The organism is Streptomyces sp. NBC_01485, from assembly GCF_036227125.1.
In the GTDB taxonomy this organism is placed as follows: Bacteria; Actinomycetota; Actinomycetes; order Streptomycetales; family Streptomycetaceae; genus Streptomyces.
In genome coordinates this window covers 609,792-633,084 of sequence record NZ_CP109435.1, presented here as the reverse complement: position 1 = coordinate 633,084, position 23,293 = coordinate 609,792, and the positions used below count along the sequence as shown (strand labels likewise).

General features: G+C 69.8%; 19 protein-coding genes. 8 read left to right on the top strand and 11 right to left on the bottom strand.

From position 1 onward, the window contains the following. Positions 1 to 449 precede the first annotated feature (449 nt). From OG352_RS02590 to OG352_RS02580, 3 genes are all read left to right on the top strand, one after another. Positions 450 to 1,073, top strand: a complete 624-nt coding sequence (locus OG352_RS02590; RefSeq protein WP_329213868.1) for a TetR/AcrR family transcriptional regulator — start codon at positions 450 to 452, stop codon at positions 1,071 to 1,073. A 117-nt stretch (positions 1,074 to 1,190) separates the two neighbouring features. After that, the gene (locus tag OG352_RS02585) at positions 1,191 to 2,942 is read left to right on the top strand and encodes a CocE/NonD family hydrolase (RefSeq protein ID WP_329213866.1); all 1,752 of its coding nucleotides are present in this window, start codon (positions 1,191 to 1,193) and stop codon (positions 2,940 to 2,942) included. A 71-nt stretch (positions 2,943 to 3,013) separates the two neighbouring features. Beyond that, positions 3,014 to 3,658 (top strand): TetR/AcrR family transcriptional regulator, encoded by a 645-nt coding sequence (locus OG352_RS02580; RefSeq protein WP_329213864.1) that lies wholly within the window; start codon positions 3,014 to 3,016, stop codon positions 3,656 to 3,658. A gap of 47 nt (positions 3,659 to 3,705) precedes the next feature. Here the strand turns inward: OG352_RS02580 and OG352_RS02575 are convergent, their stop codons facing one another. Beyond that, positions 3,706 to 4,482: an enoyl-CoA hydratase-related protein gene (locus tag OG352_RS02575; protein ID WP_329213862.1), complete on the bottom strand. Its 777-nt coding sequence runs from the start codon at positions 4,480 to 4,482 to the stop codon at positions 3,706 to 3,708. A gap of 293 nt (positions 4,483 to 4,775) precedes the next feature. Here OG352_RS02575 and OG352_RS02570 point away from each other — a divergent pair, with 293 nt between their 5' ends. Beyond that, positions 4,776 to 5,990: an acetyl-CoA C-acetyltransferase gene (locus OG352_RS02570; RefSeq protein WP_329213860.1), complete on the top strand. Its 1,215-nt coding sequence runs from the start codon at positions 4,776 to 4,778 to the stop codon at positions 5,988 to 5,990. 11 nt (positions 5,991 to 6,001) lie between these two features. Next, positions 6,002 to 8,173, top strand: coding sequence for a 3-hydroxyacyl-CoA dehydrogenase NAD-binding domain-containing protein (locus OG352_RS02565; RefSeq protein WP_329213858.1), 2,172 nt, complete (start codon positions 6,002 to 6,004; stop codon positions 8,171 to 8,173). A gap of 169 nt (positions 8,174 to 8,342) precedes the next feature. On the opposite strand, the gene OG352_RS02560 is transcribed toward OG352_RS02565, so the two are convergent. The 7 genes from OG352_RS02560 to OG352_RS02530 form a co-directional block, all read right to left on the bottom strand. Continuing rightward, positions 8,343 to 9,221, bottom strand: a complete 879-nt coding sequence (locus OG352_RS02560; RefSeq protein WP_329213856.1) for a 3-hydroxybutyryl-CoA dehydrogenase — start codon at positions 9,219 to 9,221, stop codon at positions 8,343 to 8,345. Further along, a complete protein-coding gene (locus OG352_RS02555; RefSeq protein ID WP_329223677.1) occupies positions 9,218 to 9,580 on the bottom strand; it encodes a Zn-ribbon domain-containing OB-fold protein in 363 nt (120 codons plus the stop codon). Before OG352_RS02555 ends, OG352_RS02560 begins: the two co-directional genes overlap by 4 nt. Positions 9,581 to 9,751: 171 nt before the next feature. Further along, positions 9,752 to 10,252 (bottom strand): flavin reductase family protein, encoded by a 501-nt coding sequence (locus OG352_RS02550; RefSeq protein ID WP_329213854.1) that lies wholly within the window; start codon positions 10,250 to 10,252, stop codon positions 9,752 to 9,754. Positions 10,253 to 10,389: 137 nt separating this feature from the next. Next, positions 10,390 to 11,334: an alpha/beta hydrolase gene (locus OG352_RS02545; protein WP_329213852.1), complete on the bottom strand. Its 945-nt coding sequence runs from the start codon at positions 11,332 to 11,334 to the stop codon at positions 10,390 to 10,392. A gap of 42 nt (positions 11,335 to 11,376) precedes the next feature. Next, complete coding sequence (locus tag OG352_RS02540; RefSeq protein ID WP_329213850.1) at positions 11,377 to 13,824, bottom strand: glycoside hydrolase family 2 TIM barrel-domain containing protein; 2,448 nt, start codon at positions 13,822 to 13,824, stop codon at positions 11,377 to 11,379. 108 nt (positions 13,825 to 13,932) lie between these two features. Continuing rightward, a complete protein-coding gene (locus tag OG352_RS02535; RefSeq protein WP_329213848.1) occupies positions 13,933 to 14,988 on the bottom strand; it encodes an ABC transporter substrate-binding protein in 1,056 nt (351 codons plus the stop codon). A 46-nt stretch (positions 14,989 to 15,034) separates the two neighbouring features. Then, positions 15,035 to 16,174 carry an adenosine deaminase family protein gene (locus OG352_RS02530; RefSeq protein ID WP_329213846.1) on the bottom strand — a complete coding sequence of 380 codons (1,140 nt, stop codon included), beginning with the start codon at positions 16,172 to 16,174 and terminating at the stop codon, positions 15,035 to 15,037. Between the two features lie 161 nt (positions 16,175 to 16,335). Here OG352_RS02530 and OG352_RS02525 point away from each other — a divergent pair, with 161 nt between their 5' ends. The 3 genes from OG352_RS02525 (at position 16,336) to OG352_RS02515 (ending at position 19,582) form a co-directional block, all read left to right on the top strand. Beyond that, entirely contained in the window at positions 16,336 to 17,283 is a 948-nt protein-coding gene (locus OG352_RS02525) for an Lrp/AsnC family transcriptional regulator (RefSeq protein WP_329213844.1), read from the top strand. Between the two features lie 318 nt (positions 17,284 to 17,601). Further along, complete coding sequence (locus OG352_RS02520) at positions 17,602 to 17,841, top strand: hypothetical protein (protein WP_329213843.1); 240 nt, start codon at positions 17,602 to 17,604, stop codon at positions 17,839 to 17,841. A gap of 337 nt (positions 17,842 to 18,178) precedes the next feature. Next, the gene (locus tag OG352_RS02515; RefSeq protein ID WP_329213842.1) at positions 18,179 to 19,582 is read left to right on the top strand and encodes an NtaA/DmoA family FMN-dependent monooxygenase; all 1,404 of its coding nucleotides are present in this window, start codon (positions 18,179 to 18,181) and stop codon (positions 19,580 to 19,582) included. A gap of 157 nt (positions 19,583 to 19,739) precedes the next feature. On the opposite strand, the gene OG352_RS02510 is transcribed toward OG352_RS02515, so the two are convergent. Genes OG352_RS02510 through OG352_RS02500 form a run of 3 tightly spaced genes read right to left on the bottom strand, consistent with a single transcriptional unit; the run spans position 19,740 to position 23,292 of the window. Next, complete coding sequence (locus OG352_RS02510; protein WP_329213840.1) at positions 19,740 to 20,459, bottom strand: FadR/GntR family transcriptional regulator; 720 nt, start codon at positions 20,457 to 20,459, stop codon at positions 19,740 to 19,742. Between the two features lie 20 nt (positions 20,460 to 20,479). Beyond that, positions 20,480 to 21,916, bottom strand: a complete 1,437-nt coding sequence (locus tag OG352_RS02505; protein ID WP_329213838.1) for an aldehyde dehydrogenase family protein — start codon at positions 21,914 to 21,916, stop codon at positions 20,480 to 20,482. Positions 21,917 to 21,930: 14 nt separating this feature from the next. Then, on the bottom strand, positions 21,931 to 23,292 hold the full coding sequence (locus tag OG352_RS02500; RefSeq protein ID WP_329213836.1) for a glutamine synthetase family protein: 1,362 nt from the start codon (positions 23,290 to 23,292) through the stop codon (positions 21,931 to 21,933). Between the last annotated feature and the right edge of the window lies 1 nt (position 23,293).

The window sequence follows — 23,293 nt, the reverse complement described above, 5'->3', positions numbered from 1 at the left end:
GCGTCGAATGCGGCCGGCACCGTCCCGGTGCTCCTGTCGACCGGCGTGCGGTCGGTACCTCGGCGTCGGAGGGCAGGTGCGGCACATCATCACCTGAGCCGACGCTCTGCGTCTCGAACGTGTTAATTCGGCAACGCTTACCAGGCGGTTGGATTTCGTTTGTGGAACGTAGGCGTCGGTGGGAGTGGACGGGAAGGGGGTATGCGCCGTTCTTGACCAGAGCGTTACCTGTCGGGACGGGGCTCTCGCGAGGGCGTTGGGCGCCTTGAGTGGTAAAGGACCAGGTCGCAGGGTTGGCTGAAGTCTTGCCCGCGTTCGCGCGGTTACTTTTGAATGCTGGCCATGTGGCAGGTTTTGGCGCACGGGCGCTATGGTGCTGGGCATCTCCAGCGAGGATCGACCGTGACCGCCCCACTGGCGCGTGCGGCCAACAGCAAGGGGGGCGCGACGTGGAACGGGCAAGACAGCGCGGACCGTACGCCAAGACAGCGGCCCGCCGTGCGGACATCGTCCGTGCGGCGCGCGACAGCTTCGCCGAACACGGGTATGCCGGGGCTTCCCTGCGTGACATCGCCAAACGGGCCGGCATCACCCACGCAGGTCTGCTGCACCACTTCCAGAACAAGGACGAACTGCTCACCGCCGTCCTCGCACACCGCGACGACGAGGAGTGGGAGCGAAGCTTCGGCGAGGTCGAGGGCCAGGGCTCGCCGCAGCGGTATCTCGCCGAGACGCTGCGCCAGCACCAGAAGACGCCCGAGCTGATGCGTCTGTGGGCGGAGCTCGCCGCCTCCGCCTCACGCCCCGACCATCCCGCCCACACGTCCTTCGTCGAACGCAACGCCCGCGTGCGTTCCCGCACCTCCGAGGCCATGCGGGAACGTGCGGCGGAGGGGCGGCTGCCGGAAGGCCTCGATCCGGACAGTGCGGCCGCTCTGTTCCTGGCCGTACTGCACGGCCTGCAGATGCAGTGGCTGCTCAACCAGGATCTCGACATCATCACGCCGCTCTACCGTTTCTTCGACCTCATCCTTCTGTCGGCCGACGGGCAGTCTTCCGAGGGTGCCTCCTAGGGACGTTCGGCGTCGAAGCCGGTCGCGTTCCCGGTCGACTCGACCGTTGACCGGTTCGTAACACAGTACTAACGTACACAGTTCCGTACCCACAGCTTGTCCCGAGGGAGTGGCGCTGTGACACGTTGGCCCCGTCGAAGGCGCAGCGGACTGCTTGCCGCCGCTCTGGCGACCATGCTGGCGCTGACCGGATTCGCCTCGGCCCCGGCGAACTCCGCCGACGTGACCGGCGCCACCGGCTCGGCCACAGCCCAAGAGACCAGGCCCGGACTGCTCGACTCGCCCGCCCCCGCGGCGGTCCACGACTGGCTCGGCTACGACCGGCCCGCGCAGTACGAGAGCATCGACTCCGAGGTGAAGGTCCCGATGCGCGACGGCGTCCGCCTCGCCTGCTACCTCTACCGGCCGGGACACGACGGCAAGGTCGACAGCGCCGAGCACCCGAGCCTTCTGATCGACTTCACGCCCTACCAGAAGTACCGCGCCAACCCGGCGAACGTCTACCTCGCCGAGCGCGGCTACAACGTCCTGACCTGCGACGTCCGTGGGTCGGGCGGCTCGACCGGCACCTTCCCCTCCTGGTTCCAGCCCAAGGAGGCCACCGACAACCACGACCTGATCGAGTGGCTGGCACGGCAGCCCGGCGCGACCGGTGACGTGGGCCAGGTGGGCCAGAGCTACGGCTCCATCACGTCCTACCGCGCCGCCGCGCTCAAGCCGCCGCACCTGCGCGCCATCATCCCCATCGTCTCCCCGACGAACATCTACTCGGAGTGGGTGTATCCCGGCGGAGTGCAGTCGACCAACGGCACCTGGTGGGCCAACGGCGGCCCGGTCCTCAGCCCCGCCGACCACACCAGCACACTGCGCAGCTTCCAGCAGCACCCGCTCTACGACGGGTACTGGAAGCAGGCGGTCACCACCGACAAGCTTCGTGACGTCGAGGTCCCGGCGCTGCACATCGGCGGCTACTTCGACATCTTCAAGAACGGCGGCTTCGACGCCCTCGAGCAGCGGCCCCGGCAGACCTGGCTGCTGAACGGACCGTGGATCCACGGCGGATTCCTCCAGGTCCCGGGGCTGGACCCGCTGTACCAAGGAGTCGACTCCGCGAACGCGATCTCGTTCTCCGTCGTCCTGCAGTGGTTCGACCACTGGCTGGCCAAGCTTCCCGGGGCGCAGTTGCCGCCGGACCGCGTGATCAGTTACGCGTCGACGTCCGCCAAGGCGTCGGGCAGCTGGCACGGCTACGACCGGTGGCCCACGGCGGCGGCGTCGGACACGCGCCTCTACCCGACGGCCGACGGCGCGCTCGCCGACCGGGCTCCCGCGCGCTCCGGGCTGAGCTACCAGGTCAACCCGATCGACGGCCCGTCGGCCGACGTCATCGGGACCCTGCCCTACGAGCCGAGCCAGAACCAGGCCACGGCCGAACAGAACAGCGTCCTGCCCAACGGCCGCTACACGAGCAGCCGCACCACCTTCACCCTCCCGGCGTTCACCGCGAACACCACCCTCGCCGGCCCGGTCACGCTCCACCTGAACGCGTCGATCGACGCCCAGGACACCTACTTCGTCAGCAAGCTGGAGACCGTCCTGCCGGACGGCCGCGTCCTGCCGATCGAAACGGGATACCTGCGGGCGCAGTTGCGCGACGGCCTGGAGAGGGCCAAGCCCGTCACGCCCGGTGCGGCGACGCAGTACACGGTCCAACTCGGCCAGACCCACTGGCAGTTCAAGCCGGGTGAGAAGCTGCGCGTCACGATCGGCGGCGGCGACAGCCCCCGTATCGTCCCCACCAACCCCGCCGGCAACGTCACCGTGCACCTCGGCGGCAAGACGTACGTGGAACTGCCCGCGCTCAGGTAGGACGGCAACCCGTAGACTCGTGGACGACTTAGTGAGCGTTGGTTCAGTCGATCACGGGGAGCCGGGCAGCCATGGCGGAGACGGTCGCGGACCTGCGCGCGGACGGGCACACGGACTGGCGGGCCTACGGGACGCTGGACCTGCCGCCGATCCTCGCGCACGCCCTCGACGCCATCGTGGAGCAGGGCTACCACGCCACCACCGTCCGTGACCTCGCCCGCCGGGTGGGTGTCACCGTCCCGGCTCTCTACTATCACTACGCCAACAAGCAGGCCATCCTCGTGGAACTGCTGCTCGGTTCCCTGAGGTCCGTCCTCGGCCGCTGTCACTCGGCGGCCGAGGAGGCGGGCGAGGACCCCGTCGACCGCTTCTGCGCGCTCGTCGAGTGCATCGTGCTGTTCATGACCCACCGGGCCCCGCTCGCCTTCCTCGACACCGAGACGCGCAGCCTGGAGCCCGGCAACCGGGAACAGTACGTGGACCTGCGCGACGAACTCGAAGGGCTGGTGCGCGACGCCGTGCGCGACGGCGCGGAGGCCGGGGTCTTCACCGTCCCGGTGCCGGTGGACGCCGGCCGCGCCGTTCTCGCGATGTGCCAGGCGGTGGCCCAGTGGTACCGCCCCGACGGCCCGCTGACCCCACCGGAGATCGCGGAGCGCTACGTCACCATCGCGCTCTTCACCGTGGGCCACCGCCCGGAACACCCACGGCGCTGAGCGCGGACAGCCCGACGGCACAAGGTCACTTCGAGGTGGAGGAGCCCCTACCTCCCCGTGAACTTCGGGTCCCGGCGGTCGCGGAACGCGGCGACGCCCTCCGCGAAGTCGCCGCTGCGCAGCAGCGCGGCCTGCCCTTCCCGTTCGTTCTCCAGGGCGCGCGTCAGCTCCGGCAGCGCCGCTTCGTTGACCGCCCTCTTGATCCGGGCGTACGCGAGCGGTGGTCCCGACGCGAGCCGGGCGGTCATGGCGGCCACCGCCTCGTCGAAGTCCGCGTCGTCCACCACCTCCCCGATGAGGCCCCACTCCGCCGCCGTGGGCGCCGGGATCCGCTCCCCGAGCAGGGCCATCCGCATCGCGCGGGCCCGGCCGATCGCAGCCGGGACGAAGGCGGTCGCGCCCGCGTCCGGCATCAGCCCCACCCCCGCGAAGGCGAGCAGGAAGTAGGCGGAGCGGCGGGCGATCACCAGGTCGCAGGCGAGGGCGAGTGAACAGCCGGCGCCCGCCGCGGCCCCGTTGACCGCGGCGAGGACCGGTTTGCCGGTACGGCGCACGGCGAGCACCGCACGGGCGGCGGCCTCCACCGTGTGCGCGTCCACGACGGTGCCGAGGTCGGCGCCGGCGCAGAACGCCCGCCCCTTGCCGGTCAGCACGACGACGCGGATGCCGTCGTCCGCGTCCGCCTCGTCGACGGCGTCGGCGAGGTCGGCGAAGCCGGTGGTGCCCAGGGCGTTGAGCCGGTCCGGGCGGGCGAGGGTGAGACGGAGCACGGCGCCGTCTCGGAGGATGCCGATGCCGCCGGGCGTGCTGGTGCCGTCGCTCATGTGCTGCCGTTCCTCGGAGGGCCTCATGGCCGCGGATCCACTACGGGTTTACCTATCGCTCGCTAACCAGTCTAGGGCGACGATCGCCGCCGGTCCATGACGGGATTGCGTGAGGGTATCCACTAATGCGGCATCGGTGAGTACTATCGCGCTGTTGACTTAGCGATCGCTAGGTCAGTGACAGGTGCCGTGAACGTCGGCGACGGGAAGGCCCGCCGCCCGCAGCAGATCACCGAGGCCTTCCTCGAGGTCGGCGGCCAGTACCGACGCAACGTCCGAGGAGAGCGAAGACGATGAGCACCGAGGCCTATATATACGACGCGATCCGCACCCCGCGCGGTCGCGGCAAGCGGAACGGGGCCCTGCACGGCACCAAACCCATCTCACTCGTCACCGGCCTGATCGACGCCCTGCGCGCCCGCCACCCCGACCTCGACCCGGGCCGTATCGAGGACATCGTGCTGGGTGTCGTGTCCCCCGTCGGCGACCAGGGCTCCGACATCGCCCGCACCGCCGCGCTGGCGGCCGGGCTGCCGGACACAGTGGCCGGCGTACAGCTCAACCGGTTCTGCGCCTCCGGGCTGGAGGCGGTCAACGTGGCGGCCCAGAAGGTCCGTTCGGGCTGGGAACAGCTCGTGCTCGCGGGCGGCGTGGAGTCCATGTCCCGGGTGGCGATGGGCTCGGACGGCGGAGCCTGGTACAACGACCCGGCGACCAGCTACGACACGTACTACGCGCCGCAGGGCATCGGCGCCGACCTGATCGCCACCATCGAGGGCTTCAGCCGCGAGGACGTCGACGCGTTCGCCGTACGTTCCCAGGAGCGCGCCGCGGCTGCCTGGTCCGGCGGGTACTTCGCCAAGTCCGTCGTCGCGGTCACCGACCAGAACGGGATCCTCGTCCTCGACCGGGACGAACACATGCGGCCCGGCACGACGGTGGAGGCGCTCGGCAAGCTGAAGCCCTCCTTCGCCACCCTCGGCGACCTGGGCGGCTTCGACGCCGTCGCGCTGCAGAAGTTCCACTGGATCGAGAAGATCGACCACGTCCACCACGGCGGCAACTCCTCCGGGATCGTGGACGGCGCCGCCCTGGTCCTCATTGGCAGCGAACGGGCGGGCCTCGAGCTGGGGTTGACCCCACGGGCCCGGATCGTCGCGACGGCCACCTCGGGCGCGGACCCGACGATCATGCTCACCGGTCCGACCCCCGCGACCCGCAAACTGCTCGCGCACACCGGTCTGTCGGTCGACGACATCGACCTGTTCGAGATCAACGAGGCGTTCGCGTCCGTGGCGCTCAAGTACGCCAAGGACATGGGCATCCCCGACGAGAAGCTGAACGTCAACGGCGGCGCGATCGCCATGGGCCACCCCCTCGGAGCCACCGGCGCCATGATCACCGGAACCATGGTCGACGAGCTGGAGCGCCGTGGCGCCCGCCGCGCCGTGGTGACCCTGTGCATCGGCGGCGGCATGGGCGTGGCCACCCTCATCGAGCGTGTGTGAAAGGGCAGTTGATGAACAGCACCATCCGCTGGGAGCAGGACGCCGACGGCGTCGTCGTACTGACCCTGGACCACCCGGAGCAGTCCGCCAACACCATGACCGAGGCCTACGCGGCGTCGATGCGCGACGCCGTCGACCGCCTCGAAGCCGAGCGCGAGAGCGTGCGCGGCGTCATCGTCACCTCCGCCAAGAAGACCTTCTTCGCGGGCGGTGACCTCAACGACATGCTGGCCACCGGGCCCGGACAGGCCGCCGCGTTCTTCGCGTTCATCGAAGGCGTCAAGGCCGACCTGCGCCGCCTGGAGACGCTGGGCCGGCCGGTGGTCGCGGCGATCAACGGCGCCGCGCTCGGCGGCGGCCTGGAGATCGCACTGGCCTGCCACCATCGCGTGGCCCTCGACACGAAGGGCTCGAGGATCGGCCTGCCCGAGGCCACCCTGGGGCTGCTGCCCGGCGCGGGCGGCGTCACCCGCACCGTAAGGATGCTGGGTGTGACGCGGGCTCTGGACAGCATCCTGCTGGACGGCCGCACCTTCACCCCCGCCGCAGCCGTCGAGGCCGGCCTCGTGGACGAACTCGCCGCGACGCACGAGGAGTTGCTGGCCGCAGCCCGTACCTGGATCACCGCGCACCCCGATGCCGTACAGCCCTGGGACGGCAAGGGCTTCAAGCTGCCCGGCGGAACCCCGGCCGCCGGGCCCCTCGCCGCCGTACTCCCCTCACTGCCCGCCACCCTGCGCGCGAAGGTACGGGGCGCGAACCTGCCCGCGCCCCGTGCCATCCTCGCCGCCGCCGTCGAGGGCGCCCAGGTCGACATCGACACGGCGCTCACGATCGAGTCGCGGTACCTGACGGAACTGGTCACCGGCCAGGTGTCGAAGAACATGATCAAGGGCTTCTTCTTCGACACGCAGCACATCAAGGCCGGCGGCAGCCGCCCCGACGGCCACCCGCGTGCCACGGTCCGCAAAGCCGTGGTCGTCGGCGCGGGCATGATGGGCGCCGGCATCGCGTACGCGTGCGCCCGGGCGGGGATCGAGGTGGTCCTCAAGGACGTCACCGCCGAGGCCGCCGCCAAGGGCAAGGCCCACGCGCAGCGGCTGCTGGACAAGGAGGTGGCGCGCGGACGCACGAGCCGCGGCGAAGCCGACCGGCTGCTGGCGCGCATCCACCCCACTGCGGACACCTCCGGCGCCGCCGGCGCCGACCTCGTCGTCGAAGCCGTCTTCGAGGACCCGGCGCTGAAGAAGAAGATCTTCGGCGAGATCGAACACGTCGTCGCCCCCGACGCACTCCTCGCCTCCAACACCTCCACCCTCCCCATCACGGACCTGGCCCAAGGGGTGGACCGCCCGGCGGACTTCATCGGGCTGCACTTCTTCTCGCCGGTCGACCGGATGCAGCTCGTCGAGATCGTCGTGGGGGAGAAGACGGGCGACGCGGCCCTCGCACGGGCCGTCGACTTCACCCGGCAGATCGGCAGGACGCCCGTCGTCGTGGGCGACGGACGCGGCTTCTTCACCACCCGCGTCATCCTCACCTTCCTCGACGAGGCCGCCGCCATGATCGGCGAGGGCATCGCCCCGGCCACCGTCGAACAGGCGGGCCTCCAGGCCGGCTACCCGGCCGCGCCGCTCCAACTGTGGGACGAGCTGACGCTCACCCTGCTGCGGAGGATCCGCGAGGAGACCAGGGCGGCCGTCCTCGCCGAGGGCGGGACGTGGGAGGCGCACGGCAGTGAGGCGGTCGTCGACCGCCTGGTCGGCGAGTTCGACCGCGCCGGACGGTCCACGGGCGGCGGCTTCTACGAGTACGACGCCGACGGCCGACGCACCCGCCTGTGGCCCGGCCTCACCGAGCACTTCGGGCGGGGCGGCGAGTGCGCGCAGGACGTCCGCTTCGAGGACCTCAAGGAGCGCATGCTGTTCGCCGAGGCCCTGGAGTCGGTCCGATGCGTCGAGGACGGCGTGCTGCGCAGCGTCCCGGACGCCAACGTCGGCTCGCTCCTGGGCATCGGCTTCCCGGCCTGGACGGGCGGGGTACTCCAGTACATCAACGGCTACGAGGGCGGCCTGCCCGGCTTCGCGGCCCGGGCCCGCGTACTCGCCGACCGCTACGGCCCCCGCTTCGAGCCGCCCGCGCTGCTGCTCGCCAAGGCCGCGGCGCGGGAGATCTTCGCGTAGTCCTCCCCACACCGTCCTCCGTCTCCGTCCCCCGTCCCGCGAGCAGTTCGGCGGTCCGGGGGACGGCCCCTGTACCCACCTGCTCACCTGTCCGGCGCCGGACACGGTACGACCGCGGGGCGGGCCCTGACATCAGGGCCCGCCCCGCGGTCGTACCGCGTCGGGTGGTTCAGGTGCCGTACGGGTAGAAGCCGCGTCCCGTCTTGCGCCCGAGGGTGCCGGCGGCGACCATGCGCCGCAGCAGCGGCGGCGCCGCGTACAGCGGCTCCTTGAACTCCTCGTACAGCGACTCCGCCACCGACTGCGCGGTGTCGAGGCCGATCAGGTCCAGCAGCCGCAGCGGCCCCATGGGGTGGGCGCAGCCGAGGACCATGCCGTTGTCGATGTCCTCGGCGGAGGCGACGCCCGACTCCAGCATGCGGATCGCGGACAGCAGATAGGGCACCAGGAGCGCGTTGACGACGAAACCGGAGCGGTCGGGCGCCCGGACCACGGTCTTGCCGAGCGTGTCCGAGGCGAAGGCCGACGCACGCTCGACGGTGGCGGCCGAGGACAGCTGGGTGGGGATGACCTCGACGAGCCGCTGCACCGGCACCGGGTTGAAGAAGTGCATGCCGACCACGTGCGTGGCGCGGCCGGTGGTCACCGCGAGGTCGATGACCGGGAGGGACGAGGTGTTCGTCGCGATGATCGCGTCCGGGCTGTCCAGGTACTTGTCGAGCGCGGCGAAGGTCGCCGTCTTGACCTCGCGCCGTTCGGCCACCGCCTCGACGACCAGTTCCCGGTCGGCGAAGTCGCCCAGGTCGTGGGTGAAGCGCAGCCGGGCAACGGCCGCGTCACGGTCCTGCTCGGTGAGCTTGCCGCTGCGCACACCGCGCTCCAGCGAAGCGGTGACCCTGGCCCGTCCCGCCGCGACGGCGTCCGGGCCGACCTCGCCGACCAGGACGTCGAGGCCCGCGCGGGCGCACACCTCGGCGATGCCCGAGCCCATGAGACCGCAGCCGACGACACCGACCCTGCTCACCGTGCTGTTGTTCGTCGCGGTCATCGGTACCGGCCTCCGTACGGGCTGTCGCAGAGTTCGAACACCGGCTCCCCGCGCACCGGGTCCTCGATGACGCAGAGGCGTACGAGGCAGCCGGGCCGGATGGAGGCGAGTGGGCCCTTGACCCGGCCGCGCACGGTGAAACCCTCGGCCATCTCGACGAGGGACACGTTGCGGGCGGCGGGGGTGCCCCGGAGGGCGACGGTGGAATGGCGTACGACGCCTGTGCCCACGCTGCGCTCGGTCCGCAGATCGCTCGACGCGCAGGCCGGGCAGATCAACCGGTGGTACATGGTGGTGCTGCACCAGCGGCACCGCTGGAAGAAGAGGGACTCCTCGGCCGGTGCGCCGGCCCGGGTGATGGACCTGCTTCGGGGTGAAGCGGTGGTGTCGTTCTCTGACGTGTCGGAGTCGAGCACTCCCGCCGCGATCCCGAATCCTGACTCGAACACGTTGGCATCTCCCTGCGCGACTCAAAATGCATGGCACTCGGTGCCATGTGCTGTGCTGATGCGGCTGCTGTGCTGATGTGGTCAGACGGCCACGGGGGCGTGGAACTGTGAGTTGTGGAAGACCAGCGGCAGTTGCTCGGGGTTCGTGTTCGTGGCGAGCACCTCGAGGACGATGACGCGGTGGTCGCCGGCCGCGTAGTCGTGGACCACCCGGCACTCCAGGAGCACGGGCGATCCGTCGATCAGCAGGGCGCCGGAGTCGAGTTCGGTGACCTCGATCCCGCTGAACCGTGCGGCCTTGTCCTTGCCGGCCAGTTGGTGAACCCGCGCACTGTGGTCGATCCCCAGGACGGACACCCCCAGGCGCTCGGCGCGGGCCAGCACCGGCCAGGTCGTCGAGGTGTTCTGCACCGCGAACAGGCACATCGGCGGATCCAGACTCACGCCGACCGTGAAGGAGGACGCGACGAGCACCGTGGGTTCGCCGTCGACGGTCGCGGCCAGCGCCGCGACCCCCGAGGGGTACGCGCCGAACGTCCGCCGCAGCAGCTTCGTATCGGAGGGCTCATGAAGAAACGACACGGCTGATCCCCCGGTCCTTGAGTGCCGTCCTGCTGTCGACTGCCACCCCGCAGTGCGTCGTCTGCGTGAAGATCAGTGGGTTCATGTATGTCTCTCCTTGGGGCGAGCAGGAGCTGGAGCCGGTCGCACGTCGGCGTTCACCGGCGCAGGTAGTCGGTCATACGGTCCAGCGTGGAGCGTGTTTCGGGCAGGAGCGGAAGCATGCTGAGGTGGCCGTGCAGGACGCCGTGCGCGAGATACCGTTCGATCCGCAGACCGTCCTGCTCGGCCCGGGCCAGGACGGCTTCCGCCGGGGGGCGCAGGTCGTCGTACTCGCTGAGGATCACGAGCATCGGCGGGAGTTCGCCCAGGGACGCCATGTTCTCGAACGAGAGGTACGGGGTGTCGGTCTCGCCGGCGGCGTAGGTGTGGAAGATGCTGCCGATGGCTTCCTGTTCGAAGCGGAAGAGCGGGGGGACGCCCGCCATCAGCTTCTCGTGCTGCTCGTCGGTCGTGAACGTCGCGCTGAGGGCCGGGTAGACGAGGATCAGCCGGGCCGGCACGCGTTCGCCGTTGTCCCTGAGTTCCATGGTGGCCGCGACCGTCAGGTTCCCGCCGGCGGAGGCGCCGCCGAGGACGACGGTGTCCGCGTCGACGCCGAGTTCGGCCGCGTTGCGCAGGGTCCACCGGAACGCCTCGGCCAGGGCGCGGTGGAGCGTGGGGTAGCGGACGGTCGAGCCGTTGGCGAGGGGGTAGTCGACCGACACGACGACCACGTCGGCGCGGGCGCACAGATCCCGGCTGACGGTGTCGGCCTCGTGGTCGTCCAGAGTGCCCGCGACGAAACCGCCGCCGTGGGCCCAGACGAACGCCTGCCGCCCGGGGCGGACGCCGGTCGAGGGCGTGTACACCCGCACGCGCAGTCCGTCGAAGCCTTCGACGGACTCCTCGCGGATGTTCACTTCGGGCTGCGCGTAGGGACGGTTGTCGTTGAACACCTTGTTGAATCTGTCCCAGAGAGCCTCGTCCGCGTTGAGGGCCTCCTCCCGGGTGACGTCGGCGACCAGGGCCACCTTGTCGGCGAGATACGGATCGAGTGGCATGAGACTCCTTGGTTGCCTCGTGTGCTGACGGGACTCGGCCGGTCAGTGGTCGACGGCGTGCACGGTGGCAGTGGCCTCCGGGCAGCCCTCGGCGCGGACGCGGATGTGGATGGCTCCGGGACCGGTGGGCCGGACGACGGCCATGGCGCGGCCGTCGAAGGTGGTGCAGGCGTCGGCGTCGAACCGCTCCTCGGTGTGCGTCCGCCCGGTGCCCAGCCCCGCCAGCACACCCGGCCCGGTCACCTCCACGCGGACCTGACGGTCCCGGTGACCGGCCGGGTTTCCCTCGTCGTCGCGCAACTCGACCGACACGTAGGCGAGATCCTTGTCGTCCGCGCGGATCTCGGGCCGGTCCGACGCGACCGCCAGCCGCAGGTCGGCACCGGCACTGCGCAGCACGCACCGACCCGACTCGACGCCCGCCCGGTAGGCGACCGCCGTCAACTCGCCCGGCCGGTAGGCCGATTCGAACCGTGCGATACAGGCCTTGTGCCCGCCGACCGGAACCCGCTCCAACGGCGCGCCGTCGAGAAGCAGTTCCACTTCGTCGGCGGAGCTGTAGACGTCGATGGTGACCGGCGAGCCCGCCTCGACGTCCCAGCTCCAACTGGCCACCGCGTCCGCCCACGACCACGGGGTCTGGAACATCGCACGGCCGTGGAACTGCGGCCGGTGCACGACGGTGTACGGCTGCTCGCGCAGCCCGAACACGGTCTCCCGGTAGTACGACATGGGACGCCGGTGACCGGTGATGTCGATGTCGGCGCAGCCGGCGGTCAGCGCGGGGAACACGTCGTGCACGCCGCCGTACATCTCCTCCTTGGGGCCGTCGTCCAGGTAGTCGGTCCGGCCGACCCCCGCCTCCCCGAGGTAGTCCCAGCCGGTCCAGGTGAAGTCGCCCAGCACATGACTGTTCTCCGTCACCAGCCGCCACAGCTCGTCGATGTGACCCGGGAAGGTCTCCGTGCCGAGGACCAGCCGGTTCGGGAAGGCGATGGCGTCGGGTACGTACCGGGCGTCGCCGTAGTTGATGCCGGAGACGTCGAGTACGGCGTGGGACTCCTCGGTCCGCTCGCTGACCAGTTGCGACGCGCTGAACTCGTTGATCTTCTCGCCCAGCGCGGAGATCAGGGAGTTGATGTCGGTGGGGCCCTCGGTCGAACCGACGACCAGGGAGGGCAGCTCGTCCGGTACGGCGACCAGGCCGTTCACCGCGTTGGTGACGAACCGTGTGCCGTCCAACTCCCGTACCTTGTCGGCGAGTCGGCGCCCCCACGTCGAACCGACCGGGCTGCCCACCTCGAAGATCTCGTTGCCGATGGAGTACATGATCACGCTCGGGTGGTTGAAGTCCTTCGTGACCATCGATTCCACGTCGCGCTCCCACCACTCCGGAAACGCCAGCGCGTAGTCGAACGGCTGCTTCGGCTTGGTCCAGACGTCGAACGCCTCGTCCAGGACCAGCATCCCCAGCCGGTCACAGGCGTCCAGCGCCGCGACGCTCAGCGGATTGTGGGAGCTGCGCACCGCGTTGAAGCCCGCCGCCTTGAGGATCTCGATCCGGCGCTCCTCCGCCCGCGCGATGGCAGCCGCGCCCAGCAGACCCGAGTCGTGGTGGATGCACGCGCCGCGCAGCTTCACCGACCGGCCGTTGATCCGCAGACCCCGTGCCGGGTCGAGCTGGAGGGTGCGGATGCCGAAGGCGGTGTGCTCCTCGTCCACGGCTTCGTCGCTGTCGCCGTCGCTCAAGGTGGTGCGGGCCAGGTACAGGTTCGGCGAGTCGACGTCCCACAGGGCCGGCCGCGGGACGTGCAGACGCAGCCGCGCCGTCGCGCTCGTGCCCGGCAGCAGCGTGACGGGTGCGGTGCCTTCGGCGACCGTGGTTCCGTCGGCGCCGGCGATGGTCGTGGACACCCGCATCGTCCTGGTGAAGCGCTCCTCGTTCACCACGGTCACCGCGACGACGACCACGGCGAGTTCGTCGTCGACCTGCGGGGTGGTGACGCGGACGCCGTCGAGGGCGATGTGGACCGGGTCCGCGACGATCAGATGCGTGTCGCGGTGGATTCCGGCGCCCGAATACCACCGGGAGTCCAGGTGGGCACGCGCCTCCACCCGGATCGAGTTCGGCTGCCCGTAGCGCAGATACGGGTCGCACTGGACGTGGAACCGGCTGTAACCGTTCGGCCGCTGCGCGACGAACTCCTCGTTGATGTACACGACCGCGTCCCGGTAGACGCCCTCGAACTCGAGGAAGACGCTCTTGCCACGGTAGGTCTCGGGCACGTCGAAGCGCTTGGAATAGTGGAAGTAGCCGCCCGGGAAATAGCCTGTGTGGGCGCCTTCGGACACCGACGCGCCGCGCGCCAGATCCCGCACGGAGTCGTGCGGGAGGAGGACTTCCTGATCGCCCTCGCCCGCCACGGCGCTGGCGAAGCTCGTCGCGGCGGAACCTGCGGTCCAGCCGCGATTGAAAGACTGGCGGAACATGTGTTTGTCCTTGTCGAAGCGGCTCGGCTGGGTCCCCGGGCCCCCACCCGATACGGATCACGGGTGGGGGCGGACGGCACTCTGTGTCGGTGGACGACGCGCAGGCTGTTACTTGGGCAGGTAGTCGTTGGTGACGTAGGGCTTCACGTCGAAGCTCTTGAGGAGCTTGCCGTCGGCTCCCGCCAGGACGCCCTGCTCGATCATCCAGTCGGAGTAGGCCTGCGACTTCTGGACCGACTGGGTGCCGACCGGACCGTCGGGGTTGACCATGTCCTTGGTCTCGCTGGCCGTGACGTAGTCGACCAGCTTCGGGTTGATGTCCGAGAACTGGGCGGCGAGCGCCGCGTTCGCGGCCTTGGGATCGGCGATCGCGGCCTGGTATCCCTCGCGCAGGGCCTTGGTGAGGCCGCGTGCGACGTCCGGGCTCTTCTCGAGGAAGCTGTTGTTGGCCAGCAGGAGGAGTCCGGAGGCCGCTGCGACGCCGTAGTCGGTCGGCTCGAACTTCGTGAACTTCACGCCGCTCTGTGTGAACTCGTATTCCTGCTCGGGCCAGGTGGCTGCCACGTCCACCTTCCGGGCTTTGAGCGCCTCGGTGGAGCCGACGCTCAGCACCACCTGCTTGGCCTTGCTCTTTCCTCCGTCATTCTTGATCATCGCGTTGACCAAGGCGAGTTCGGCAGGGCTGCCGTACCCGCCGTAGACCTTGCCGGCCAGCTTGCCCGGCGAGGTGATGCCGGACGATTTGAGGACCGTCAGACCGGACGGATCACCAGGCATCACCATGAAGATCGACTTCACGGGGGCCCCGGAGGCGAAGTCCGTCACGGCCGATCCGATGCTGCCGGTGAAGCCGACCTGCGCCTGACCCGACGCGATGAGGGTGTCGGCGGCCGACGAGCCGATGGGAAGGATCTTGACCTTGATCCCTTCCTTCTCGAACAGGCCCTTCTGTATCGCGTACGCCAGGCCGTTGTGCGCGGCGCCGGGCAGGTAGTCCAGCGCGAACGTGACGGTGGTGAGGTGGGAGCCGGTGGCGGATTCGGCGTCGTCGGAGCCGCTGCCGGAACACGCCGTCAGCACGAATGCGCCGACGGCGAGAGCCGATCCGAGGCGAAGAGCGGAGCGACGCGAAACCGGTGCGCCTACCCGTGTGTTTCTGGCCATGCTGAGCACTTCCTTCTGGCTGTTCCGGGAGAGGGGGGCACCCGTTTCATGAGGGATTCTTGTAGGGCCCGTCTGCCGGTGCTGTCTGCACCGCTCGGGCCGTCAGCCGGCTGATCTCATTGTCGAACTCCCGCCGAAGCGATGCCTTGTCGCTCTCGTCGAGCCAGGTCGCCGAGATGGCGTCGAGCGACGATTGCACGAGATCGGCGGCGCTTATTCCGTACCAGTCGGCGATGAGACCGTATTCGGTTCCGATGTCCGTGTGGATCATCGATTTGTCGTCGGTCCCGGGGACGAGCCAGACGCCGTTGCGCAGCATCGTGCCGATCGGATGAGTCTCGGGCCGACTGTATTCGGGGAGGGCGTCTCCGGCGACCAACTGCGTGATGGTGGGGCAGACGGTGAACGGGATACCCGACTCCGCGGCCCGTCGCAGGACGGGTTCGTCCTCGATGACGGGGTAGCCGTGGTCTATCCGGTCACAGGCCAGGAGATCTGTGTAGGCAGAGTACTCGGCGGCTCCGTATCGCACGTAATGCGCGGTACGCTTGAAACCGTGCCTGCTCGCTCGACGGTAGACGTCGGCGAAGTGGATGGGGCGATGTTCGTCGAGGAACTCGGGTCCGTCAAGGCCGATGCCGATGAATTCCTCACGCCGGTGTGCGATCAGATCGTCGAGCATCTCCTCGGCGTACGAGACCGGCTCGTCGCGCATGATGCACGCGATGAAATTGGTCCGCACCCCGAAATCGGCCTCGGCGGATTTCGCACCGTCGATCAGCCCGTCCTGGATCTGGGTGAAGGACATACCGGTGCGGGTGAGCGCGGTCGGATTCACGAAGAGCTCGAGATACCGCAGGTTCGAGGCGCGTACGTCGTGAGCCACGATCCCGTAGACGGCGTCGCTGAGATCACGGGGCGTCCGCACGAGCGCCCCCAGCAGTTCCAGCGCGTCGAAGAAGGCCTGCTCCCGCGTGTCACCGCTGTGCTGCCGCAGGTCGAACGCGGCCTCGATCGCCGACCGGCTGGCACTCGACCTGTTGCGCCTCGCCAGCTCGACAGCGGTGTCGCGATCGATCGAGCCGGTCAGGTGACAGTGCACGTCGACCTTCGGCAGTGCTTGGGAGAGTTCCCGCACGCTCATGCCCGCGACCTCGAACGCATGCGGCTTGCCCGGTCCGTTCACGATCTCTCCTACTTGTCCCAGTCCGCTAAACCTGCCGAAGTGGCAGTACTATGACAGAAACCGCGAGCCTGGGGAAGAGGGTTCTTTCGGTTCGAGCGCACCCGAGGTCAGACGGGCGGGACCGTCTAAGATCCCCGGGACGCCACCAAGGGGAGGCCGATGTGTCCGACGCCGTTGACGACCTGATCATTGCTGCGCTGAGAAGCGACGGGCGGGCGACCGTCCGGTCGATCTCGAAGCTGGTGGGGCTGCCGGAGACCACCACCCGGGCCCGGGTGAACAGCCTGCTGGACTCGGGCCGGGTCAGCGTCATCGCTGTCCTTCACCCCTCCGTCGATCCCAGCGAGATCACGCTGTTCATCCGGGTCCGGATGTCCTCGGGCTGGGCGTCGCAGATCGCCGACTCGATCCTCGGCGGCTCCTACTGGCTTGCGGAGATCATCGGAGAACCCGAGGTGATCGCCACGTTCGACGTGGCGTCACTGAGCCATGCCGCCAGGCTGACCGACGACATCGCCCGACTGCCCTTCGTGTCCATGGTCACGACGGACCCGGTGCTGGCGATCTACACGGGTGCGGGAACGCCCGAGGAGACGGGCGGCGAGGCGGGGCTGTGGCCGGCCAGGGCGGAGACGAGGCTCGACGCCCAGGACCGCCAGCTCATCCGCTCCCTCCAGGTCGACGGCCGCGCCAGTTACACGGCGCTCGCCCGCTCGGCGGGTCTGTCGCTCTCCCAGGCCAGGCGCCGGGTGCTGCACCTCGTCGACTCCGGCACGATCCGGATCTGGACGACTGTCCAGGCGGCCGATCGCGACCTGGCGCGGGCCGCGCTCGACCTCACCGTCAGCCCCAAGAGCGTCATGGCTACGGTCGAACGCCTCGTCCGCCGTCCCGGCGTCGTCTCGGTCTCGCGGATGAGTGGGGCCTCGGCGCTGGCGGTCGACGTCGCGGCCCGCGACACGGCACAACTCGGCGAGCTCGTCGGCGACATCTCCTCGCATCCCGATCTCATCAGCGCCCGTGTGCAGCGGATCCGCCTTCTGCGACGTCAGCTGCAGCAGCGGCTGCACAGCACGCCTGACGCGTCCGCGGCGGAGAATCCGGCCTGACGGGCGCCCTTCGGCGAGCGCCCTGCGATCGGGTGAATCTACGCATTGAGGGCTTCCCGGGGTGTCGTACGTCCCGATCGAGGCGGTGGGCGGCGGTCCGCGGGGTGATGTGTCGCAGTTCTTACATGCTCGAAACGCAGGGACGCTCGCCAGTGTGACCTGGGTGGTGTTTTATGTCGTGCTATTGATCTGGTGAACGAAACCGCAAGGGCTTGCCTGGGGAGATTCGCCGCACGCCTCTCGCCCCGAGCCGGAGTGCGGCCGGGGTCCGGTTCGACAACCGCTGAGGAGTCGCCCACGCCCGGCTTCCCGCGATCGATGCGGCTGCTCGCCGGCTGCGGACGGTTTCCCGCCCCGGCGCGCCGGCCTGCCCGACCCGCCTGTGGCAAGTGCTTCATCGGTTACGCGGCCTCGCGGACGGGCCGGATCGCCTCGGATGCGGGCGTCGACGTGGAGTTCCCCGAATTCCGGTCGTTCGCGCACCTGGTGGACCTGGTGGACCTGGTGGACCTGGTGGACCCGGATCCGAGCCGCGCGGGCGATGGTGCGGTGAAATAGATCCACCGTGCGTGGCAGAAAGCACGGGCCTTGGACAGTCGGGCTGGTCGAGGATCTCGCTTCGCGAACCAGGGCCCCTGGGCGTGAATCGAGGAGTCGGACCGCTTTGCCGCCCCGGGCGGGCCGGCAATGACGCGCCAGGGAATAGCGGCAGGTCCAAGGCCATTTGCTCGGCCTGTGGCGGTCGGCCGGGGCGGATCTTCCGATGGTTCGGGTCGGGGTGTCCGGCTACTCGGCGGTAGTCGGTTTCCCCCTCGGGGGCCGTCCGTGACCGCTTCCGCTCGAATGCGATTCCTGCCATAATTGACCGAAACAGCGACAGTCGGAGGTAGTGGGTATGAGTACTGAGCGAAAGCCACTCAGTTTCGGAGTCATCCAGGGCCTGAGCATGTCGGGCATGGTCACCGGCATCTGGGCTCACCCGGACAACCAGTCGGGTGACTTCCTCACGCTGGACTACTGGACGAAGCTGGGCCGCAAGCTGGAGGAGGGGGGCATCGACTTCCTGTTCCTCGCCGACCAGTTCGCCTATCCGTTGAAGAACGGCACGATGGCGGCACGCGCGGTCGAGGACGCCGTCTCCTTCCCCATGGGCGACCCGCTCGTCGTCCTGTCCGCCATCGCGGGCGCGACCTCCCGGCTCGGACTGGTGGCGACGATCTCCACCATGACCGAGCCGCCTCCGCACGTCGCCCGCCGGCTCTCGACGCTGGACAGCCTGAGCGGGGGGCGGATCGGCTGGAACATCGTGACGGGCGCCAACCAGGCGTCCACCACGCGGCTGTTCGGCACCGCCGTACGGCCGCACGCCGAGCGGTACGCGATCGCGGACGACTTCCTGGAGCTGACCCTCAAGCTGTGGGAGGGCTGCTGGGAGGACGACGCCGTCGTCTACAACAAGGTCGACCGGATCTACGCCGACCCCGCGAAGGTCCATGAGATCAAGCACGAAGGGCCCTACTTCCGCTCCGAGGGCGCACTTCCTGTGCCGCCCTCCCCGCAGCGCACACCGCTGCTCTTCCAGGCGGGCACGTCGGCCTCCGGCCGCCGGTTCGCGGCCAAGTACGCCGAAGCCGTCTTCATCCCGGGCAGCCACCCGGAGAAGGCGGTGGCCGACATCGCGGCGATCCGCACCCTGGCGCAGGAGGAGTTCGGGCGCGACGCCGACTCCATCAAGTTCGTCTGCGGCGCGCTGTTCATCACCGCCGACACCGCGGAGGAAGCCAGGCGGCGGCGTGAGGAGATGGCCGGCTACTCGACGCTGGAGTCCGCCAAGCTGGAGTACGAGTACCACACGGGCATCCAGCTGACCGACGCCGACATGGACAAGCCCATCCCCGGCGGCCGGCAGACGGCGCAGGAGGCCTCCAAGTCGCTGGCCGAGAAGTACGCGAGCGGCAAGGGCGCCGAGCAGCAGCCGCAGACGATCGGCGAGATGCTGGAGCACCTGCGGCGCAACGGGCCGACCGGCCTGGGTTTCGTCGGTACTCCCGAGCAGATCGCCGCCGAGGTCGAGGAGTTCGTGGACCGCACGGGCGTGGACGGGTTCCTCATCGAGCCCTTCGTCACGCCCGGGACCTACGACGAGTTCGTCGACCGGATCATGCCCGCCCTGCGCAAGCGGGGTCTGGCGAAGACGGCGTACGAGAGCTCCACCCTCCGTGAGCACCTGTTCGGCGACGGCAACGTGACCCTTCCCGAGAGCCACGTGGGCGCGTCGTTCCGCCCCGGGGCGAACTGACGAACCGATCGGCGGCCTCGGGTCGCCGGTCATCGTCAAGGGGCCCGTCCGCCGATCGGCGGACGGGCCCCTTGACGTGTCGGCAGGCACCCGGTGGGCCAGCGGCCGATTGCCGGCGAGGACGGAGCCGGGGGCCACGGGCCTGCGCGTACGACCCCTAGTGTGCCGAGGGCACGCCCGCTTTTTCGGCGGTTCCCCGAACGTGCTGGTCCATCAGATGCGCCGCGTCGGCCGGCGCGTGTTTCGCCAACGCATCGACGATGGCGTGGTGTTCGGGCACCGAGCGACTCCGCATGGTCTGGAGGTCGAGGAGTTTGTACGGCAGGAACAGGGCCGCTCGGGCCTCCTCGACCGCGTTGCGCAGCAACTCGGCCTCGGCGGCCTCGGCGATCCGCATGTGGAAACGCTGATCGGCCTGCCGGAACTCGCCGACGTCCGTCGTCCGGCTCATCCGGTCGTTCAGCTCGCGCAGTTCGGCGACGAGCGTCGAGTCCGCACGGGCCGCGGCCCGGCGGGCGGCGAGCGACTCCACGGTCGCCCGGAAGTCGAAGATCGCTTCGATGTCGTCGCCCTGGTCGGCGAACCACCGCCGTACCTCGTCGATCGACGCGGTGCGGTCGAGCACGAAGTTGCCGCCCGCCGCGCCGCGCCGGACCTCGACGTAGCCCGCACCCTCCAAGGTCCTCAGGGCCTCGCGGAGGGTGGCGCGGGACACGCCGAGCTGGGCGGCCAGGTCTCGCTCCGACGGCAGCTTCGAGCCGGCCGGGAACTCGTACAGGTGGATGGCGCGCCTCAGATGGCGCACCACCACACTGTGGGCCGGAGCGATGTCCACCGGTCGCAGACCCGCGGACACCGTGCTGTCGTCGGTTGGCACCCGATCAGAGTAACGCGAGGTCACGTGCCGTCCATGAACAAGGTCTTGAGCTCGGTGTTCGCCTCGAGTCCGGCCAGGCCGTTCGCCCGGCCGATGCCCGACTGCTTGACCCCGCCGAACGGCGCCTGGAGGTAGTTGGACGTGTTCGAGTTGACCGCCAGGACGCCGCTCTTCACCTTGCGCGAGACGCGGATGGCCCGTGCGATGTTCCCGGTCCAGATCGACCCCGACAGGCCGTACTGCGTGTCGTTCGCGAGCCGGATCGCCTCTTCCTCGGTGGCGAACGGGATCACGCTGACGACCGGGCCGAACACCTCTTCCTGGGCGACCCGCATGTCCGGGCGCACCCCCGTGAGCACGGTGGGGACGTACCAACCGCCCCCCTCGGGAAGACCGGCGGGCTTGGCGCCGCCGGTGACGACCACGGCCCCGTCGGCGACGCTCTCCTCGACGAATCCGTGCACGCGGTCGCGCTGGGCGACCGAGATCAGCGGACCGAGGTCCGTGGTCTCGTCCAGGGGGTCGCCCACCTTCAGCCGCGCCGAGGTCCGCGCGTACCCCTCGATGACCTGGTCGTAGACGCTCTCGTGGATCAGCAGACGGGACCGCGCGCAGCAGTCCTGGCCCGCGAGGCCGAACATCGCCTCCGGCGCGACCGCGCAGACCCGGTCGAGGTCGGCGTCGGCGAAGACGATGGCCGCGGACTTGCCGCCGAGTTCCAGTGTCAGGCGCTTGAACGTGCTCGCGGCGCGCAGTGCGATGTCCTGACCCGTCGCCGTCGAGCCGGTGAAGGTCACGCGCGCCACCGCGCGGTTCTCGACCAGGGCCCGGCCCACCGAGCCGTCGCCGGGGAGGATGCTGAGACACCCCTCGGGGAGCCCGGCCTCACTGGCGAGGTCGCCGAAGATCAGCGAGGTGAGCGGGGCCAGTTCGGAGGGCTTGAGGACGACCGTGTTGCCCGTGACGAGCGCGGGGCCGGCCTTCTGCGCCGCCATGGCGATCGGCGCGTTCCACGCCGTGATCGCGGCCACGACGCCGAGCGGCTCACGCTGCGTCATCAGCAGACCGCCGGCGTCGTTGGGGATGGTCTCGCCGACGATCTTGTCGACCGCGTCGGCGCTGTAGCGCAGCAGCGCCGAGGTGGCCCAGAGCATGCCCCGGGACTCCCGGATCGTCAGGCCGTTCTCCCGGGTCTGCAGGACGGCGAGTTCCTCCGCGCGTGCCTCGACGAGGTCGGCCCAGCGGTGGAGCACGGCCGCGCGGGCCGAGGGCGCCTGGTCGGCCCACGACTCCTGGGCCGTCACCGCCGCCGCCACGGCCCGGTCGACGTCCTCGACGGAGGCGTACGCCACCTCCGCGAGCTCCGCTCCGGTCGCCGGCTCGTAGACGGTGAAGGTCTTCCCGTCGGCGGACGGCGTGCGGGTGCCGGCGAGGACGAGTTGCTCGGACGTAGCCATGTGGTGGCCCTTTCTCAGACGTTCTCGAAGTAGCGGAGGATCTCCCAGGCCGGGATGTTCGCGGCCGCGAGGTCGGCGTACGCCCGGACCTCGTGCTCCCGGGACTGGGCGAAGAGCTCGACCAGGTCGGCGCCGAGCCAGTCGCGCGCGAACTCCGACTCGCGCAGGAGGGCCGCGGCCGTACCGAGGTCCTGCGGCAGCTCCCGGCCCGGCACGGGGGTGCCCGGTTCGTTGAGCTCGGCGGAGGTGAGGATGCCGTCGACGCCGCCCGCCAGGGACGCGGCGATCGCGAGATACGGCTGGAAGTCGCTCCCGCCCCGACGGTTCTCGAAGCGTGCCGACGACTCGGACAGGGTGATGGCCCTGAGGGCGCCGATCCGGTTGTCCCAGCCCCAGTCGAGGGTGACCGGCGCGAAATAGCCGGGGGTGTAGCGGCGGTACGAGTTCGGGTAGGGCGCGAAGAACGCCGTACATTCGTGCGCCGCGCGGAGCGCGCCGGCGGCGTACTGCCGGCCGGCTTCGCTCAGTGTGCCGGGCCTGCCGCCCCAGAACACGTTCTTGCCGTCCTGCCAGAGACTCTGGTGCAGGTGGCCCGACGTGCCCTGTTCCGCCATGTTCACCTTGGCCATGAACGAGACGATGAAGCCGTGGCGCCGCGCGACATCCCGGAGCAGGATCTTGAAACGGGCGGCCATGTCGGCGGCCTGGAGCGCGGGAGCGGGGGCCAGGGCCGCTTCCAGGTGGTGGTTGCCGACCTCGGTCATGACCATCTCGATCGCGACCCCGTAGGCGCGCGCCGAGGCGTCCAGGTCCGCGGCGAAGTCGCCGAAGTCGGCCCATCGCGACAGGCTGTATCCCTGGTTGCTGCGCGAGATACGGGTCATGGCGGACAGGTTCCCGGTGCGTCGCGCCTCGTCCGACACCTCGTCGCTGCGGAAGATCGAGAACTCGTACTCGACGCCGAAGACGCCTTCGTAGCCGTGGGACGCCGCCCGGTCGACGACATGGCGCAGGACGCTGCGCGGGTGCATCGGGTGCCGCTCGCCGTCCTTGGTCAGGCCGTCGCCCAGGACCGCGACCACGCCCGGCTCGCCGGGCATGGCACGCGCCGTCGACCAGTCCGGAGCGAGGAGCATGTCGCCGAATCCGGTGTCCTCCGCGGAGATGGAGGCCTCGAAGATGTCGTCGTCCACGGTCGCGGCCAGGTACACCTCGGGGAACGGCAGAGCGCTGCCGGATCGCACCTTGTCGGCCGACAGGTACTTCCCGCGCAGCGCACCGCTCAGGTCCGGCGTCTCGAGCCGCACACGCGTCACGTCGCCGAACCGTTCGAGTTCGGTCCGGGCGGCCGGCTTCTGCTCTGATTGCTCACTCATG